The 19180-nt window shown below is 35.4% G+C and carries 14 protein-coding genes; all 14 read left to right on the forward strand.

What is annotated here, in order from left to right; translation table 11 throughout:
- Positions 1–191 precede the first annotated feature (191 nt).
- Positions 192–1484 carry an MFS transporter gene (locus F7O84_RS02310; protein WP_151141424.1) on the forward strand — a complete coding sequence of 431 codons (1293 nt, stop codon included), beginning with the start codon at positions 192–194 and terminating at the stop codon, positions 1482–1484.
- Positions 1485–1538: 54 nt separating this feature from the next.
- Positions 1539–1889: an arsenate reductase family protein gene (locus tag F7O84_RS02315; protein ID WP_151141427.1), complete on the forward strand. Its 351-nt coding sequence runs from the start codon at positions 1539–1541 to the stop codon at positions 1887–1889.
- 273 nt (positions 1890–2162) lie between these two features.
- Positions 2163–3680, forward strand: coding sequence for a DUF5605 domain-containing protein (locus F7O84_RS02320; RefSeq protein WP_151141430.1), 1518 nt, complete (start codon positions 2163–2165; stop codon positions 3678–3680).
- Positions 3681–3764: 84 nt separating this feature from the next.
- Positions 3765–5183, forward strand: a complete 1419-nt coding sequence (locus tag F7O84_RS02325; RefSeq protein ID WP_420886619.1) for a four-carbon acid sugar kinase family protein — start codon at positions 3765–3767, stop codon at positions 5181–5183.
- Positions 5176–5967 carry a beta-keto acid cleavage family enzyme gene (locus F7O84_RS02330; protein WP_151141434.1) on the forward strand — a complete coding sequence of 264 codons (792 nt, stop codon included), beginning with the start codon at positions 5176–5178 and terminating at the stop codon, positions 5965–5967. Before F7O84_RS02325 ends, F7O84_RS02330 begins: the two co-directional genes overlap by 8 nt.
- Positions 5964–7688, forward strand: coding sequence for a cache domain-containing sensor histidine kinase (locus tag F7O84_RS02335; protein ID WP_151141436.1), 1725 nt, complete (start codon positions 5964–5966; stop codon positions 7686–7688). The genes F7O84_RS02330 and F7O84_RS02335 overlap by 4 nt, the downstream gene beginning before the upstream one ends.
- A 2-nt stretch (positions 7689–7690) precedes the next feature.
- Positions 7691–8725 carry a response regulator transcription factor gene (locus F7O84_RS02340; protein ID WP_151141439.1) on the forward strand — a complete coding sequence of 345 codons (1035 nt, stop codon included), beginning with the start codon at positions 7691–7693 and terminating at the stop codon, positions 8723–8725.
- 163 nt (positions 8726–8888) lie between these two features.
- Positions 8889–10280 carry an ABC transporter substrate-binding protein gene (locus tag F7O84_RS02345; protein WP_151141442.1) on the forward strand — a complete coding sequence of 464 codons (1392 nt, stop codon included), beginning with the start codon at positions 8889–8891 and terminating at the stop codon, positions 10278–10280.
- 121 nt (positions 10281–10401) lie between these two features.
- Complete coding sequence (locus F7O84_RS02350) at positions 10402–11283, forward strand: carbohydrate ABC transporter permease (protein ID WP_151141445.1); 882 nt, start codon at positions 10402–10404, stop codon at positions 11281–11283.
- A gap of 11 nt (positions 11284–11294) precedes the next feature.
- Positions 11295–12137: a carbohydrate ABC transporter permease gene (locus F7O84_RS02355; RefSeq protein ID WP_151141448.1), complete on the forward strand. Its 843-nt coding sequence runs from the start codon at positions 11295–11297 to the stop codon at positions 12135–12137.
- 23 nt (positions 12138–12160) lie between these two features.
- On the forward strand, positions 12161–13408 hold the full coding sequence (locus tag F7O84_RS02360; RefSeq protein ID WP_151141451.1) for an MGH1-like glycoside hydrolase domain-containing protein: 1248 nt from the start codon (positions 12161–12163) through the stop codon (positions 13406–13408).
- Between the two features lie 17 nt (positions 13409–13425).
- Positions 13426–14106, forward strand: coding sequence for an aspartate/glutamate racemase family protein (locus F7O84_RS02365; protein ID WP_243140787.1), 681 nt, complete (start codon positions 13426–13428; stop codon positions 14104–14106).
- Positions 14107–14137: 31 nt separating this feature from the next.
- A complete protein-coding gene (locus F7O84_RS02370) occupies positions 14138–16105 on the forward strand; it encodes a glycoside hydrolase family 127 protein (RefSeq protein ID WP_151141453.1) in 1968 nt (655 codons plus the stop codon).
- Between the two features lie 5 nt (positions 16106–16110).
- On the forward strand, positions 16111–19176 hold the full coding sequence (locus F7O84_RS02375; protein WP_151141456.1) for a glycosyl hydrolase: 3066 nt from the start codon (positions 16111–16113) through the stop codon (positions 19174–19176).
- Positions 19177–19180: the final 4 nt, after the last annotated feature.

Below are 19180 nucleotides of genomic sequence, written 5' to 3' on the forward strand. Positions count from 1 at the left end.
GAAATATAAGAACATTATAAATGAAACCATAAGGAGGAAAAAAATGAAGCTTTGTATTGCATTTGCTCCATGCAGAGTCTGATTCGGATTCAGGCATTCGTTGCATGGAGTAAAACATGAGTCCGAAAAGACTTTGCATCTTAATCGATATCGATAAGTAATTTAATTCAATTAAGAAGGAGCAAAGTCGAATGGATCAAATTAAATTAACAATGAAGGAGCTAAAGGCCTTTATTATATTATGGAGTACGCAATCAATTTCCACATTGGGTAGTTCGATGACTAATTTTGCCTTAATTATCCTATCTTACCAAAGATATGAATCTGCTTTAGTGACCGCTATGTTGTCTGTGTGTACCTATGTACCTTATGTAATCATGAGTATATTTGCAGGAGCAATAAGTGATCGTTGGAATAAGAAGTACATTATGTTAGCGAGTGATAGTTTTGCAGCTTTTTGTACGGTTTTTGTTTGGATTCTACTGCGTAATGATAGGTTAGAGATATGGCATCTGTACGCTCTAAATGCCTTAAACGGATTGATGAATACAATTCAGCAACCAGCTGCAGATGTAACAACGAGTTTATTAATTCCAGAAAAACATTATCAAAAGGCAAGTGGAATGCGTTCTTTTTCCAATTCACTTGTTAATATAGTAACACCAATGATAGCGTCAACACTATTGGCGTTAACGAATATACAAACTGTAATTTTACTAGACTTAATAACATTTGTAATTGCTTTTCTTGCATTGCTTTTTTTTATTAAGATACCAGAAATACAAAAAGAAAAAACGACTCAAGAGACAGTGTTACAATCTGCTAAAAATGGACTTAAGTATATGAAACAAAATCGTGGAATTCTAGATTTGATACTGTTTTTGGCAGCCATTAATTTTACTGCGTCCATGTACAACGCTGCTTTACCGGCCATGATATTATCCAAGGAGACAGGAGGAGAAGTAGCGCTTGGTGTGATTAATATGGTCACAGGAATTTCAATGTTAGTTGGTAGTATAATGGTATCTTTATCACCAACTCCTATGAGTAGGGTAAAGGTGATACTAAATACATTGCTGCTATCAATGAGCACAGAGAACTTCTTTTTAGCATTTGGAAACACCCTGCCTATATGGTGTGTTGGTGCAGTTTTAGGCTGGATTGGGATTCCTATTATGAATGCAAATATGGATGTGTTATTTCGAAGTTATATTCCCCTACCTATGCAAGGGCGTATTTACTCTGCTAGAAATACGCTTCAGTTTTTTACAATTCCGATTGGATACTTTCTAGGGGGAGTATTGGTTGATCGGGTATTTGAACCATTTATGGCAATACAACCAGCACAAGGAGTTTTCGTGATGTTTTTTGGTACAGGCAAAGGATCAGGTGCCGCATTTTTGTTTTTTGTTCTTGGTGTTCTTGGAGTTGTAACCTGTCTCGTTTTCCGTAAGGACAAAAATATTAGACAATTGGAACAATAGCAATATGTGAACGAAACATTTTGAGATGAAATAAGTGGATGAAAGGAAAGGCAAATGAACATTCAAATATTTGGAAAAAGTAAATGCTTTGAAACCAAAAAAGCAGAGCGTTATTTCAAAGAAAGAGGGATAACCTATCAGTCTATTGATATGATACAAAAGGGCATGAGCAAAGGAGAATTCAATCGTGTCAAACAGGCAGTTGGTGGTTATGAAAAGTTAATTGATGAAAAGACAAAGGATCAAGATACCTTACTATTAGTTAAATATCTGGCAGAAGAAGATAAAGAAGAAAAACTTTTAGAAAATCCCAAGCTATTCAAAACTCCAATTGTAAGAAATGGAAATAAAGCTACAGTTGGGTACCAACCAGCAATATGGAAGAGTTGGGAGATGGAAAAATGAAATTTGAGAAGAAATAATATACTTGAGCCACGTGCGCGACAGAGTGTCTGCAAAGCAGACACTCTGTTTTTAAGTATGTAAGTAGATGGTTTTCGTTACAACTAAAAGATACAAAAATAACAGACAAAAAACAAAAAAATACAACGGAAATACTACTGAAAACAACCCCTTATTCTTGTGCATATCGTCAAAATTGACAAGTAATGTCTGAATCCATTGAAATTATATATAAATTATTTATAATATTCATATCAAAGGGTAAAGGAGTTGCGTATGAAAACAATAGAGCGTTTTGACATTTTTGAAATTAGGCTACAAGGGAAAAAAGAAGGGAATCCTTTTGCAGATGAGTGGATCAAAGGAGAATTTGTCTGCGAATCTGAAAGAAAAATAGTAAGTGGTTTTTACAATGGGGATGGAGAGTATGTTGTTCGTTTTATGCCAAGTTATGAGAAGGAATATCAATATAGAATTTTTGGTAGTTATTCAGAAAAGGAAGAAAAAGGGGAGTTTTTAGTTGTATGTAATACTGGAAATAACCATGGTCCTGTAAAAGTAGCAAATCAATATCATTTTACCTATGCTGATCAAACGCCGTACTATCCGTTTGGCACTACCTGTTATGCTTGGACACATCAGGTAAAAAATTCACAAGATAGTACCATAGAATCTTTAAAGCAAAGTCCTTTTAATAAAATCAGATTTTGTATCTTTCCCAAACATTACGATTATAATCTTTATGAACCCATTACCTACCCATATGTTGGAGTACCATGTAGTATTAAAAATCTAAAAAGAGATAACTTTGAGACCTATCTTCCCTCGAATCCTGAAAATCAATGGGATTTTACACGATTTAATCCAAAACATTTTGAAATAATCGAAGAAAGAATCAAAGAGTTAATGGATATCGGGATAGAAGCAGATATTATTTTATTTCACCCATACGACCGATGGGGATTTTCAACCATGACTCCCCTGCAAGATCAATTTTATTTAAAATATGTGATAGCAAGATTTTCTGCCTATCGAAATGTCTGGTGGTCTCTTGCAAATGAATTTGATTTATGCCCAGCAAAAAGCATTGCTGATTGGGAGGAAATTGCAAGGGTGATCTGTGAAGAAGATCCATATGAACGACTTCGTTCCATACATAATTGTAAAGTCTTATACGATTACACAAAAGAATGGATTACTCATTGTAGTATTCAAAGAACTGAAATTCACCTATCGGTTGTAAATACGAAGACTTGGAGAGAAATGTATCAAAAGCCAGTAGTACTTGATGAGGTGGGTTATGAAGGAAATATCAATCATTTTTGGGGGAATCTTCCTGCTAAAGAAATGGTGCGTCTCTTTTGGATGACAACGGTTAGAGGAGGTTATTGTGGTCACGGAGAGACTTACGTAAATAAACAAGATAAGCTTTGGTGGTCACATGGGATTCGTTTATATGGAGAAAGTCCCAAAAGAATAGAATTCTTAAGAAAAATAGTGGAAGAGGTACCAATGGGTGGATTAGAACCTGCTGAAATACCAAGGTGGAGTGATAATGTTGCTACTGCGTCTCATCCAGACTATAAAGGAAACTATTATTTATTTTATACTGGAATATCTTGTCCAGCATTTTTAGAGTTTTTTATGAGAACAGATAAGAAATATAGAGTGGAATTAATTGATACTTGGGATATGACAATCAACCGATTAGGTATATTTAGCGGTACCTTCCAAATTGACCTACCTTCTAAGCCGTATATGGCAATACGGATACAAGCCATGGAAGAAAAATAAAGGATATAAGGAGAGAAAAACGTGTCAGAAATACATCAATATAAAAGATTATCTTACAGCCAAGTCAGAAAACAATATGATGCCATTACATCATGGAAAATTAACAAAGAAGAAAAAGACTGGATAGAGAAGGAATTAAAAAATGCAGTGGATTCTGCTAACTATAAAATTGTTGTTCTTGATGATGACCCTACTGGAGTACAATCAATACATCATGTATCAGTATTTACAGATTGGTCAATAAAAAGTATTGAAAAAGGTTTTAAGAGTTTAAACAAAATGTTCTTTATTTTGACGAACTCGAGAGGATTAACAGAAGAGGAAACGACAAAACTTCACAAGGAAGTCGCACATAATACAGCAGTGGTAGCGAAAAAGCAAGGCATTCCTTTTTTGATTATCAACCGAAGCGACTCCACTCTACGTGGTCATTTTCCGCTCGAAACAGAGGTTCTTTGCAAGCAGTTGGAGGAAGAAAATAATTGGATTGTAGATGGTGAGATTTTGATTCCATTTTTTGAAGCGGGTGGAAGAATCACAATAGAAAATGTACATTATGTAAAGTACGAGGATGAGTTAGTGCCGGCGAATGAGACAGAGTTTGCCAAGGACAAGACCTTTGGATATGAAAATTCTGATTTGCGCCAGTATGTGCAGGAGAAGACAAATGAAAGATTTCAAGCAAAAGACGTTGTAACGATTACCTTACAGGAATTAAGAGGTCTAAAATTAAAAGAAATAGAAGAAAAACTTATGCAAGTGAATCAATTTCAAAAGGTTATTGTAAACGCATTAGAACAAGAGGACCTTAAGGTGTTTACTATTGTATTATACAAAGCTTTGGCGAAGGGGAAGCGATTTTTATTTCGAACGGCAGCAGATTTTGTAAAGGCAATTGCTCATATTAAAGATCAACCACTACTGACAAAAGCACAGATGATAAAGAGTAAGTCAAATTTTGGTGGTTTAATTGTCATAGGTTCACATACAAAGAAGACAACAGCACAATTTAATGCGCTAAAAGACATAAAAGGAATGTATTTTTTAGAAATGAATACAGATTTGGTACTGGAAGGAAAGCTTGACCAAGAAGTGCAACGTGTTGTTATGCAGTGTGATGAAATGATTGAGAAGGGAAGATGCGTTGTTGTTTATACAAAAAGACAACTTTTGATATTAGAAAATGACACCAAAGAAAAAGCATTACTTCGTTCGGTTGAAATTTCAAATGCAGTACAAAAAGTAGTGGGGGAATTAAGACAAAAGCCATCCTTTATTATTGCAAAAGGTGGTATTACATCAAGTGATATAGGAGTAAAAGCGCTTCGTGTAAAAGAAGCAATGGTACTTGGACAAGTACAACCTGGTATCCCTGTTTGGAAAACGGATGAGGAGAGTAAGTTTCCTGGTATTCCTTATGTCATTTTTCCAGGTAATGTTGGAGATGAGTCTACACTAAGAAACGTAGTACTTGAGTTGATGGAGGAAGAAGCGTATGAATAAAGTAATTATTTCAGTAGCACCAGTAGCAGGTCCAGATCCTCTTATTCCAGAGATGCTTGTAGCTGATATAGAAAAATGTGTGGATGCTGGTGCATCCATGTGTCACTTACATTGTAAGACTAGAGAAGGAAAATTAACTCCTGATATTTCAAATATTTCGTTTGCATTTGATAAAATCTTAGAAAAGCGTGACATCGTTGTTCAGGCGTCAACAGGGGGGATATCAGATATGACCATAGAAAAACGATGCAATCCTCTTTGGTATCCAAAGGTTGAAAGTGCTTCGTTAAATGGAGGCTCTACCAATCTAGGTGAGGCAATTTATCGTAACTCCTTAGAGGATATTCGTTATTGTGCAAAAGTGTGCTACGAACGAGCAATTCTTCCAGAAATTGAGGTGTTTGACATTGGAATGATACATAACATAGAGTGCATACGCAAAGAATTACCTTTTCGAGAACCACTTCTATTTAATTTAGTATTTGGACATAAGGGAGGAATGCAACCGACAATGGAAGCGTTAAGTGCATTTCGAAGTTTTTTACCAGAGAATGCTTTCTTTGGTGTAACTCATTTTGGAAGAGATAATTGGAGCTTTTTAGCAGGAGCAATCGCCATGGGTGCTTCCTTGGTTCGTATTGGGTTTGAAGATAGTAGATATCTTTCTAGTAAAAAGGTTGCTAAGTATAATTATGAGCTAGTCGAAAAGTTAGCTACTTTGATTCGCGCTATGGATTTGGAAGTGGCAACTCCTGTGGAAGCTAGAAAGATGCTTGGAATATGAAAGGAACGATAAGAGAGCAAATTCTTTATTCCATGGTATGTGTATCGATTTTAATTATGGTTATTTTAGGTATCTCTATTTTTGCCATTTCAAAAAGAACGATTGAAAAAAATTATCAGGAGTCTCATTATTACAATCTTCAGGTTTCTAGTAGTAATATTGAAATTCAATTAAATACCATTGTAGATGAAATAAGAACCGTATTAACAAACGGTACGTTCTTAAACATTATGTTAAATGATGATAGCACCACAGGTTATTTTTCTGCAAGAAATAAACTTACCATGGAAAGCATTATGAATGAAATAACAAATCACAACCAAATGATTCAAAGCATGACAATTCTAGATAAGCGGGGAAGCTGGCTTTTTGTTACGAAAAATACGACACAAAAAGGGAAAATGAGTCATTACTATACTACGGACCATCTATTGGAGGAAGAATGGGTTAAGGTGGCAAATCAGGCCAAAGGCAAAGAGGTATTTTACGGATATAACGTTTTATTTGAAGATGAAAATGCAGATGTTTTTTCTATGGTCAAACAATTGATCCATGCAGAGACAGGTGAGAATGTAGGCTATATGGTAGTAAATATTCGAAAAAAGCTTTTGGATAAAGCATTTAGCACAGAGATTCAAAGTTATACGACCAACCGTTATATGATAATTGATAAAGACGAGATAAGAAATGATGCGGGAAATAGAAGCTTGGTTTACTTTAATGGAAACACCGAGGATAGTGCTAAGATATTAAACGCTTACGAAGAGGGGGAAGCAGACGGAAGATACTTATTTAGTTCTTATCATAACAAAAGTAGTAATTGGGATATTGTAAATGTAATTGAAAGAAATGAACTAAGTAAGGAGAGTAATTACATTGGATGGGTCATTGTTATAGCTGTTATTGTATTAATTATTCTAAGTATCGGCGTTGCTAATACCATATCTAAAAGAATTAGTAGACCTCTTGAAACCCTTGAAAAGGCCATTATAGAAGTTGGAGATGGAAACTTTCAGGTAGAAGTAGAGTTTGATTATAGCGAGGTTGGAATGGTTGGTAGGAAATTTCAAGATATGGCTCGTAACAATCTAGAGCTTAGAGAACGCTTGCTAAATGCACAAATCAAGGAACGTGAAGCGGAGTTATTGTTATTGCAATCCCAGATTAACCCGCATTTTCTGTATAATACATTGGATTCCCTCTATTTTATGGCAATTATTAAAGATGCGGATGATATAGCGGAAATGGTGAAAAGTTTATCCGATACATTCAAACTAAGTTTGAACAAAGGAGATAAGTTGATTCGGGTTAAGGATGAATTGGAAAAAATAAAAGCCTATATGAAAATTCAAAACTTACGACATGGCGACCGATTCTTATTTTTACTTGACGTTGAAGAGGAAATGCTAGATAAAAAAATGCTTTCTTTTATTTTGCAGCCAATTGTAGAAAACTCTGTGTATCATGGATTAGAGCCAAAGAGAGGAAAAGGTAGTATTCATATTAGGGGTTATGAAACAAATGATAGGTTACATTTTGTGATTGAGGATGATGGAGTTGGAATACTAGACCTCTCAAAATTAGATTCAGGTTATGGTGTGCACAACATTCAAGAAAGAATCCGATTATTCTATGGAGAAGAGTATCTGGTGAAATTTTACAGTGAACGAGGGCAAGGTACGACTGCCAGTATCACACTACCAATTGTAAAGGAAGGATAAGTATGTATAGAATAGTGGTTATTGATGACGAGTATATTGTTGTGGAAGGAATTAAAGCAATCATAAAAAAACGTTCTATGGACTGTGAAGTGGTAGGCTCTGCCGTAGATGGTATAGAGGGACTAGATGTTGTTAGGACTCAAAAGCCTGATATATTAATTACGGATATACGAATGCCTGGTTTGGATGGTTTATCCTTGATTGATATCATAAAAGATGAGTTGCCTAAAACGAGATTTATTGTAATTAGTGGATACACAGAATTTGAATATGCAAGGCGGGCAATCAGTCTTGGTGTAAAGGGCTATATCGATAAACCAATCACTATGGAAAAATTAGAAGAAGTCATTGCAAAGTTAACAAGAGAAGATGAAGCCCAAAGCAGGCAGACGAGCTTGTTTGAACTTTATATGGGTAACATGATGGAGAAGGTGATATTAGAAAAGCCAGAAGAATTAAGAAAAGAATGTAATGTATATTTAAGTCAGCTTAGGAATCAAATCGAATATTTGGGGATTTATAAAAAAGAGTGTTATCATTTGCTTTGTGTGTTGTTAGAGTTATTTGCAGAGCGAAAACAGATTCATGAAGAATGGGTACATATATCACATGCTGAAATAGAACGTTTCAAGACGATTGAAGAAATAAAAGAGTATATTAGCTTGGTTGTGAAGAAAATAGCCGCCTCCATGGAAGCAGAGAAAATTGGTGCAAATCATTTCGTGGTAAATAAGTTGTTACAATATATATCAGAAAATTATAACAAAGACATTGGTCTGACTGAGTTAGCGGATGTAGTCAACATGAATCCTTCTTATTTATGTATTTTATTTAAAGAAGAAGTTGGTATGAGTTATGTAAAATATCTTACGAATTTAAGGATTAATAAAGCAAAAGAACTTCTAAAGGAGGGATACAAGGTCAGTAATGTGAGTGAAATGGTTGGATATAATAACTATCGATATTTTTGTGATATTTTTAAGAAACATTTAGGTAAAACACCCAATGAATATAAGGGATGCATACGCAAGAAGTGATATAATCAACATACATAACAACAAAAAACCAAAAAAAGTGTACATTATATAAAATATTACTGACTAGAATAAAAGTTGATGTGTGATATTGTATATATATAGATGAAAAGCATAATTTCGTCTATGCAATACTTACAAAACATATCAAATGGGAGGTTTTGCAATGAAGAAAAAGATTTTATCAACTTTGCTCTCTGTAGCAATGGTAGCAGCTTTATTAGCAGGCTGTGGAAATGGATCAACAAAAGAGACATCAAAAGAAACACAGACGAACACACCTTCAACCACTGAAAGTGAAGCAGCAACCGATTCCACCGACCAAGGGCAAGCAGCAACTCAAGATCCTCAAACAGAGAAAACTATTAAAATACTATCAATATGGGCAGAAGATAATGATAATGGTGTTCTCATTAATGAGATTTGTAAAAAGTACCAGGCTGAAATGAATCCGAATTTTAACTGGGAGTACGAATTGGTATCCTCTGATGACTTGAAGCAAAAAATTGCAACTTTAACAGCATCCAATGATTTACCAGATATTTTTGTTTATGAATCAGGAAAACCAATTGTAGATTTGATTGATGCGGATAAAATTGTAAATATCAGTGAGGTGTTAGAACAATATGGTTGTGCAGATTCTATGAATCCTTCTGCAGTTTCATTGCTTTCTACACTTTCAGGAACGGATGATATTTATGACTTACCATTAGGATTAAATGTAGAAGGTTTTTGGTATAACAAGGCGTTGTTTGAACAGGCTGGCGTTAAAGTTCCAACTACATGGGAGGAATTTGAAGATGCATTGGCTAAATTAAATGATGCAGGTATTCAGCCACTTGCAGCAGGTGGTTCTGATAAATGGGGTGTAACTCGTTTAATCAATGCTTATTTGGTAAGAAGTGCAGGACCAGATGCAATGACAAAAGCTGCCAATGGTGAAGCAAAATATACAGATGAGGCATATGTAGCAGCTGCGCAAAAAATTCAGGATTGGGCTGATAAAGGCTACTTTGGGCAAGGAGTTACAACGGTTGATATGAATACGGCTGGGTCTATGTTAATGACAGGAAAAGCTGCTATTTTTTACAACGGTTCTTGGTTTACTTCGAATTTAAATGATGATTCTGCAAACTTGGCAGGTAATGATGGAATTGGTTTTTTTAATGTTCCAGTCGTAGATGAAAAAATTTCGGCAGGAGATTCCTATTCCATGAATTGTGGTAACATCCTTTGCTTTAGTAAAGAAAAATACGATGATGCAACTGGATGGTTTATTAAATATTTTGTAGAAAATATGGGTAATACTGCAATGAAATTACAAGGTACTGTAAAAGGTTATAATTACGATACAGCATCCTCTAATGTTTCAGGATATACACAGATGGTACTTGATAACATCAACTCAGCAAAATCTGCTTTTACTTGGTATGAAGCAACAATGGGAAGCGAAGTATCAACCGTTGCACAGGAAAATGTTCAAACTTTGTTAACGGGTGATATGTCAGCAGAAGAATACATGCAATCAATACAAGATGCATTTGACTTAAGCAATTAAAAAAAGGCACGATGTGCCAAATATGCACACCACGCGGAGTGGAAGTGGTTGCTTCGCAACCCGCGTGGGCACAAAGTGCCTGCGATGCAGGCACTTTATTTAAATAAAAGAAGGTGACGATATGAAAAATGTATTGAAAAATAAAAAAGCAATTGCTTTGTTTGTAGTTCCTGCTTTTCTTGTATATTCCATCATTGTTGTTCTTCCAGTTTTTTGGTCCTTCTACTATTCTTTATACTCTGGTTCACCAGGACTTAAGTGGGAATTTGCTGGATTGAAAAATTATGCAATGCTTTTTAAAGATAAAAATTTTGTGGCAGCATTATGGGTTAATATTAGATATGTAGCAGTTGTTATGCTTGGGCAGGTTGGTTTAGGATTATGCCTTGCACTTATGTTTCATTTTTGGTTAAAGAAATTTAAAAATTTTGTCCGTACGTTAGTTTTTTTTCCAGTTGTTCTTCCTACAGTAGCAGTTGGACAATTATTTTCGAAAATATATGAAATTCAACCAAGTTACGGTTTATTAAATAGTGTATTATCAAGCCTTGGACTTGATCACCTAGTACAGCCTTGGATTGGGCAGGCTTCCACAGCACTAGGGGCATTAAGCTTTATGGATATTTGGGTTGCCATGGGATTTTATTCTGTTATTTTCTACGGAGCCTTACTGGATATATCACACGATGTAATTGAAGCTGCAAGGATTGATGGGGCGAATGGATGGGATTTATTTCGAACCGTTTTAGCACCACTGCTTCGCCCAATGATAATAACATCTTTGATTTTTAGCTTTTCAGGAACAGTGAAAATGTTTGAATCATCGCTGGCATTAACAAATGGAGGACCAGGTAATGCAACAAAGTCTTTGTCCATGTATATGTATAATGTGTCCTTTTCTTATAATAAAGTAGGATATGGAAGTGTAATCGCAATCGTTATTTTTCTAATTTGTATCATGGGTTCCACTTTAATTGGGCGTTTTGACAAAAAAGAACTTTAGGGGGATGCGATATGAAAGCAGAAAAGAAATTCACTTTAAAATCTGGATTAATTAAACTTTTTATTTTTTTATTAGTGGTAGTTGAAATCTATCCAATTTTTTGGATGTTGACGGCATCCTTTAAACAATCCTATGAATGGTCCTCAAAGCCCGCATATGCGTTAAACGAAGGATTTTATTTTCAAAATTACGTTGATGCTTGGACAAGAGGAAATATGGCAACTTATTTTAAAAACAGTTTACTTTGTACCTTAATTGCACTTGTCTTTATCGTGATTTTTTCTACTACGGTGGGATTTGCAGTAACAAAGATGGAATGGAAGTTCAAAAATGCAGTAGCAAAATATTTTCAACTTGGAATTATGGTGCCAGTGGCAACTTCGCTCATTCCTCTCTTTCAGATTTATAACAAAGTAGGACTGTTAAACACCAGAGCAAGTCTTATTATTACATATATTGCATTTGGACTATCTTTATCCATCTTCTTGGTTACGGGATACATTCGTTCTCTTCCAGATGAAATCATGGAAGCAGCGGTGATTGATGGTTGTGGAATTTATAAATTGATGTGGTATGTTGTCGTTCCACTTATGAAGAATGCAATCGTAACAGTATTAGTATTACAATTTTTCTTTAAATGGAATGATTTATTGTTTTCCATGACCTTTATTAGTTCCTCAAGCCTTAAAACAGTACAGACTGGATTACTTTATTTTTCTGATGAATTTGGAGCAAAGAATTGGGGCGCGATATTTGCTTCCGTATCTATGAGTATTTTACCAATGCTTGGATTATATATGGCGTTGAATAAAACGGTTATGGAAGGAATGACAGCAGGAGCCGTAAAGGGATGATGGAAAAGAAGAGGAGACAACATATGAAAAATTATGAAGCATCTTTGTTCGAATTTATTGAAAAAAATGTAGAGAATGTTTTAAAAAAACCAGTGGGGTTTATTAAATATCCTTTTATTGACCCAGGCTCTGTATATGATGGCAATGTCTGGGACTGGGATACTTATTGGTCGGTGTACGGTTTGCTTAATTTGGTGAATCGTTTTACAGATGTAAACTTAAAGGATAGAATCATTGAACATGCAAAAGGAAATGTCAAAAATTTTTTAGATCATCAATTGGAAGATGGTTATATCCCTATGATGATAGAGGTTGGTAAATGGCCAGAACCATATTTGAACATGAAACATAAAGAAGGAATTCTTATGAATATGCATAAGCCATTTTTGTGTAGTCAAATTGTCTTGATTAGTGACTTTATAAAAGATTATTCATGGGTAAACGATACGATTAGTCAACTTGATTTATACTTTGATTGCTATTATAAGAACTACTATTTCAAAAACTGCGGTCTGTTTGTCTGGTGCGATGATATCATGATTGGCATGGATAATGATCCAGCCTCCTTTGGAAGACCTAAATTTTCAACTGCAAATATATTCTTAAATAGCTTTATGGTGATGGAACTAAATAACTATGCAAAGATTCTAAAAGAATGTGCCCCATATGATACAAAGAAGGCAGAATATTACTTGATGGAGGCGCAAAAACTAGAACATGCCATTCAAGAAGAAATGTATGATAAGAGAGACCGTTTCTTTTATTCTGTTGATGTAGACGTAAAAACGAGAAACTTTGATTGGTTTCATCAAGGACTTGGTGTATTTTGGAAGACACTTCCGATTAAGATTCGATGCTGGTCAGGATTCTTGCCTTTGTATGCAGGTTTTGCAACCAAGGAGCAGGCAAAATATCTTGTTGAGCATATCTTTGATGAGGAGACATTTAAAAGTCCTTATGGTATTACCACATTAGCCAAAGATGAAAAAATGTTTGATCTATCTGTCACAAATAATCCTTCCAACTGGCTTGGACCAATTTGGCTGGTAGCAAATTATACAGTGTTTAAAGGATTACTAAACTATGGTTATGTAAAAGAAGCAGAAGAAATATGCAATAATTCCTTGCTTTTACTTGGCACAGATTTAGAAAAGAGCAAAAGTCTTCATGAGTACTATAATCCTTTTAATGGAGAACCAATCATGAATGGTGGATTTATTAATTGGAATATTCTTGTGTTAAACATGGTAAATGAATTAAAACAATGCTGAAAGGAGATGTGTTATAAGTGTTAAAAGTTGGTTTGGTTTATACAAGTACGACGCCAGAGTTAATTGAAATGGTGGAGCAAGAAGTAAAAAGAAATCTTGGTGATGTTACCTTACTTACCTATGAAGATGCTTCTATATTGGCAGAGATAAGAAATGCTTCTTATGTTACATCAAATGCAGGCGCAAAATTAGTCACCATGTATATGAATGCGATAAGAGATGGGGCAGATGCTATTTTGAATGTATGCTCTTCAGTAGGAGAGGTGGCAGATGCAGCAAAGGAAATTGGAAAATATCTGGGTGTTCCTATTGTAAGAATTGATGAAGAAATGTGCAAAGATGCAGTTCGAATCGCAGTTAGAAATAAAGGAAGGATTGGAGTACTAGCGACACTTCCAACCACTTTAAACCCAACAAAGCAAACCATATACAAAGTCGCTAGACAGATGGGACAACAAATTACCATAATGGATGGACTTTTTGATGCGTTTGGTGCTAATCAAGAAACCTTTCAAGCACAAATATTAGAAAAAGCAGGAGAACTTGCCAATCAGGTTGATGTCATATTATTATGCCAAGGCTCTATGGCTTATTGTGAAACACTAGTACAAAATAAATATGGATTACCAGTTGTATCAAGTCCAAGATATGGTGCACTTGACTTGAAAAGGGCTTTCATTGACAAAGGTTTAATTTAGTTTTTCACAGAAAAGAAAAGAGGAGTTTATTATGATTACAGATACCAGAAGATCAAAATATGCAAAAGTAAAGGCTCTTCCGAGTGAGGCAATTGAATGGACGAATGGATTGTGGGCAGATACAATGGAGGTTTGTAGGGAATCCATGGTTCCGCAGTTAAAGCGTATGTTTGATGCAAAAGAAATTAGTCATGTGGTTGAAAACTTTCGTATTTGTGCAGGAGAGGCACAAGGAGAGCATGATGGAACTGTTTTTGGTGACGGAGATTTCTACAAATGGCTGGAGGCATATTTATATGTTTCCATAGAGAAATATGGTAAGTTACCAAAGGAGTTTGATGAATACATTGATTTGATTTCAAGAGCCCAACAACCAGATGGTTATTTGTCAACCAAGCAAATCATTGGAGAAATGAATGCCAATGGGATACAGCGAATGGGTGATGTAAATGATTTTGAAGTGTACAATTTTGGTCATCTATTTACTTGTGCCAGTCTTCATTATCGTATGACGGGAAATGATAGTCTATTAAAGGTAGCCAAAAAAGCGGCGGATTACCTTAATAATTTATATGAAGAGGCTGTTAAGAGCGGAGAAGTACAAACGGCTGTTTGCCCATCTCATTATATGGGGTTAATCGAATTGTATCGTACCACAGGGGAAGAAAAGTACTTAGATTTGGCTAAGCTTTCCATTGCACTTCGTGATTCTGTGAAGAATGGTACAGATGATAATCAAGATAGAATAAAGCTAAAGCAACACGATAAAATAATTGGTCATGCAGTAAGAGCAAACTATTTATACAGTGGAGTTGCTGATTTGTGCGCAGAAATTGAGGATGAAGAATATGTCAAAATGCTTCACCTTGTTTGGGATAGTCTGATGAATCATAAAATATATCTTACAGGTGGGTGTGGAGCGCTATACAATGGTGTTTCTCCATATGGTAACTTTTTTATTGATCAAAAAACACATCAGGCATATGGATATGAATACCAGCTTCCGAATATTACAGCATATAACGAGACCTGTGCTAATATTGGTTTGGTTATGTGGGCATATCGGATGTTTACAATAGAGCCAAAAGCGAAGTACTTTGATGTGATTGAAAGAACTATGCTCAATGTGAATCTTGCAGCAGTGAGTCTAGATGGAAAACGCTATTTCTATGAAAACATGCTTCGACGCACGAAAAAACTAGAATATGAAATGGTTTGGTCTTTGGAACGAACGGAGTATATTACAAGCTATTGCTGTCCTCCTAATCTAGCTAGAATTTTGGCACAGAGTAAGGAATATGCTTATACCATTTCAAAAGATTGTATTTACATGGGAATGTATGGTGCAAACAAAGCAAATATGCAACTAGAAAACGGTGCTGACTTTGTATTAATTCAAGAAACGGACTATCCTTATGATGGCCATATTCACTTGAGAATGGAACAAGTAAAACAGGATGCTAGAACCACTTTTAAGATTCGAGTACCTTCTTGGGTAGAAGAAGGATCTATTACAGTTGGAACATCAGACCAAAAAAAGGTTACGAGTGAAGATGCAAACCATTACATATCGATTACGTTAGATACGTTAAAGGAAGGAACAATAGATATATATTTTGAGATGCCAGTTCGATTCACCATATCTCATCCAATGGTAGAAGAAAATACCAATCAGGTGGCAATCGAAAAAGGTCCTCTTGTATATTGTATTGAGTCCATGGACACGCAGTTAGATACACTTGATGATCTAATTATTCAGCCAGGTGCTGACTTTAAGCAAGTGCCACTTACAATAGATAATCGTGTCACAATTGCGCTGGAAACGCAAATGTATCAACTGAATCGAAAGGGTTATGACAGGAATCAATTATACCAGACGCTAAAAGAAACAACTGTAAAAATGGTAGATGTTCGATTGATACCTTATTTTGCATGGGATAATAGAGGATTTGGAGAAATGAAAATTTGGATTCCGCTAGCATATAAGATAGAGGGGTGAGAAAGATGGGATTAAAGCAAGATTTTAAAAATCCACCGAATCAGTATCGACCAATTCCGTTTTGGTCATGGAATGATGAACTTGATTTAGAGGAAATAGCTTATCAAATTAAGGAACTTAAAAAGGGCGGTAATGGCGGATTTTTTATGCATGCACGATCCGGATTAAAAACAAGCTACTTGTCACCTGAATGGTTTCAAGCCATTAAAACGGGAATTGATGTGGCAAAAGAAGAGGGGATGCATGCTTGGATTTACGATGAGGAAGGTTGGCCAAGTGGATTTGCAGGAGGGCTGGTTCCAGACCAGTCAAGTGATTTTCATGCTAAGTTTATTACAATAAAAAAAATAGACAAGATAAAAGACGTAGAAAAAGATAAGCTTATTACTTGCTACAGCTATCATAAGTCATCAAATGAAATTATGAAAGTAGATGTTGAAAAACAGTTGGAGGTACAGGAAGAGGAGACAATCTATGCCGTTTATAAGCATACAAATCCATATTATATTGATACGCTTAACAAACGTGCAATAGAAGCTTTTTTACAATGCACCCATGAAGCTTATTATGAACGTTTTGAAGAATTCTTTGGTAATGTAATGCACGGATTCTTTACAGATGAACCAAGGCTTACTTGTAACAATTTTGGTGATATTGCTTGGTCAGATGAGTTACCAGACACTTTTTTCAAACGTTATGGATATGATGTGACAAACTATTTGCCGATGCTATTTTATGAAATTGGTGATTATGAAAAAATAAGATATGATTTTTGGGAGACAGTTAGTACTATGTTTGCAGAAAATTATATGAAAACAATCTATGATTGGTGTGAAAAACATAAGTGTAAAGTGACAGGACATATCATGATGGAGGAAAGTATTTTTAGCCAAATGACCAGTACAGCGGGCGTGATGCCCTTCTATGAATATATGCATGTACCTGGAATTGATTGGCTGCGAAGAAGAATTGATTCACCAGTGATCGGAAAACAGGTTGGTTCCGTTGCTTGTCAACTCGGAAAAAAACAAATATTAACAGAGTCATATGCTTTGTGTGGATGGAATGTATCCTTTGAAGAGCTAAAATGGATTGCAGAGTGGCAGTTTGTAAATGGTGTGAATCAAATATGCCAACATTTGATGGCATATACCATCAAAGGAGTTAGAAAAAGAGATTATCCACCATCACACTTTACCCAACAGACTTGGTGGAAGCATGCGAATCGATTCAATGATTATCTAGGCCGTCTTTGCGTTGCATTATCAGAAGGAGATCAAACGGCAGATGTATTGTTGCTGCACCCAATGCGTAGTGGATATTTAGCCTTTGATGGAACAAGAACCAAAGAAATGAAAACTCTAGATGAGGAATTTATCAAAGCGTCAGAATGCCTTTCAGGCTCTCATATCAGTTATCACTATGGAGATGAAACTATTATAAAAAAATATGGTAGTGTGACAAACGGTTTGTTTCAAGTTGGGTGCATAGGATATAAGACAGTCATATTGCCTTTCATGTATGCAATTGATGGGAGTACACTTAAGTTATTATTAGAATTTAGCAAACAAGGTGGAACCATTTTATCGTTAGGAGCATTGCCTCACTTTACAAATGGTGATTATTCTTTGTTAAAGGAATTGGTTACATGCGTCCAAGCCGTTGAATTTGAAAAGGTTCGAAAGGTGTTGGAAAAGCAAAACTTAATTACGTTATCCATTCTTGAAGAGGGTAAAGAAGTAGATTCTATCACCTATCTACAACGAAAGACAAAGGAGGGAGAATTGTTCTTCTTAGTAAATCATAATCAGGAGAAGAGATTTCAAACAAAGGTGCAAATTCTTGGAAAAGTTGGAACAATTCTGCATATGATTCCAGAAAGCGGAGAAATGAAACCACTTAAGGTAAAAGAAGTGAATCACAATACTGTTTTTTCTTTAACCTTTGAGCCAATGCAGTCGTATTTATTAGCCTTTTATCCAAATCAGGACATAGAGACAGATGTGACAGATGAAGAAGAAATAAGGATACAAAAGGTGTATCCAGACTCTAGATGGGTTGTAAAAGATATTTCACTCAACTCTTATACTCTAGATCAGTGTCAGTATCGTTTAGATGGCGGTGAGTGGCAAGCGAAAATACCTACGATACAACTGCAAAATCATTTGCTAGAAATGAAGCGTGCAGTGAATGTAGAAATGAAATATGATTTTCAGATTAATATGGATTTAGATGAAAATAAAGAATTTTACGTAGTGATAGAAGATGCAAAACTTTATGACATCACCGTCAATGGTTTCGCATTAAAGCATAAGGAGATAGCGATTTCCTGGTGGAAAGATAAAAGTTTTCATAAAGTAGATATCAAGTCGTATCTACAAAATGGATACAATGAAATAATCTTAAAAATTAACTTTAAACAACCACAAAAAGTATATGATGTCTTATTCGGCGAAAATGTATACGAAACAGAAAAAAATAAAATTACCTATGACATTGAATTGGAAAGCATCTATCTTCTTGGAGACTTTGGTGTTATCAGCAAAACACCTTATCAAAAGCTAGATAAAAGGGCATTCAAAACAGCAGGACCTTTTGAAATTGTAGCAGAGCCAAAAGTATTTGCGTCAAATGAATTTACCACACAAGGACTTTTGTTTTTTGCGGGTGAAGTAAGTGTAACACAGACGCTTTTTATTCATAAAGAAGAAGGCAAACGTATGATTCTAGATTTTGGAAAACAAAATGCACCAATGATGAATCTGCATGTAAATGGAGTTTTAGTCAAACACTCTTTATGGGCTCCTTATGAGGTGGATATCACCGATGTAGCGTTAGAGGGGGAAAATGAGATTCTAATAACGCTCTACGCTTCGAATCGAAATCTTTTGGGGCCACATCATCATATTAATGGTGAGTGCTACAACGTTGGTCCAGAAAGCTTTACTGGAAAGTGGAGTTGGGTAGAACGAGAATCCGAATCCGATGCAACGGATATTGCAGATCGCACCAAATCTTATTGGGATGCAGATTATTGTTTTGTTGAATTTGGTCCATCTCCTTTGGTTTGAAAGG

The sequence above is a fragment of the Candidatus Galacturonatibacter soehngenii genome, assembly GCF_008830185.1.
Taxonomy (GTDB): domain Bacteria; phylum Bacillota; class Clostridia; order Lachnospirales; family Lachnospiraceae; genus Lachnotalea; species Lachnotalea soehngenii.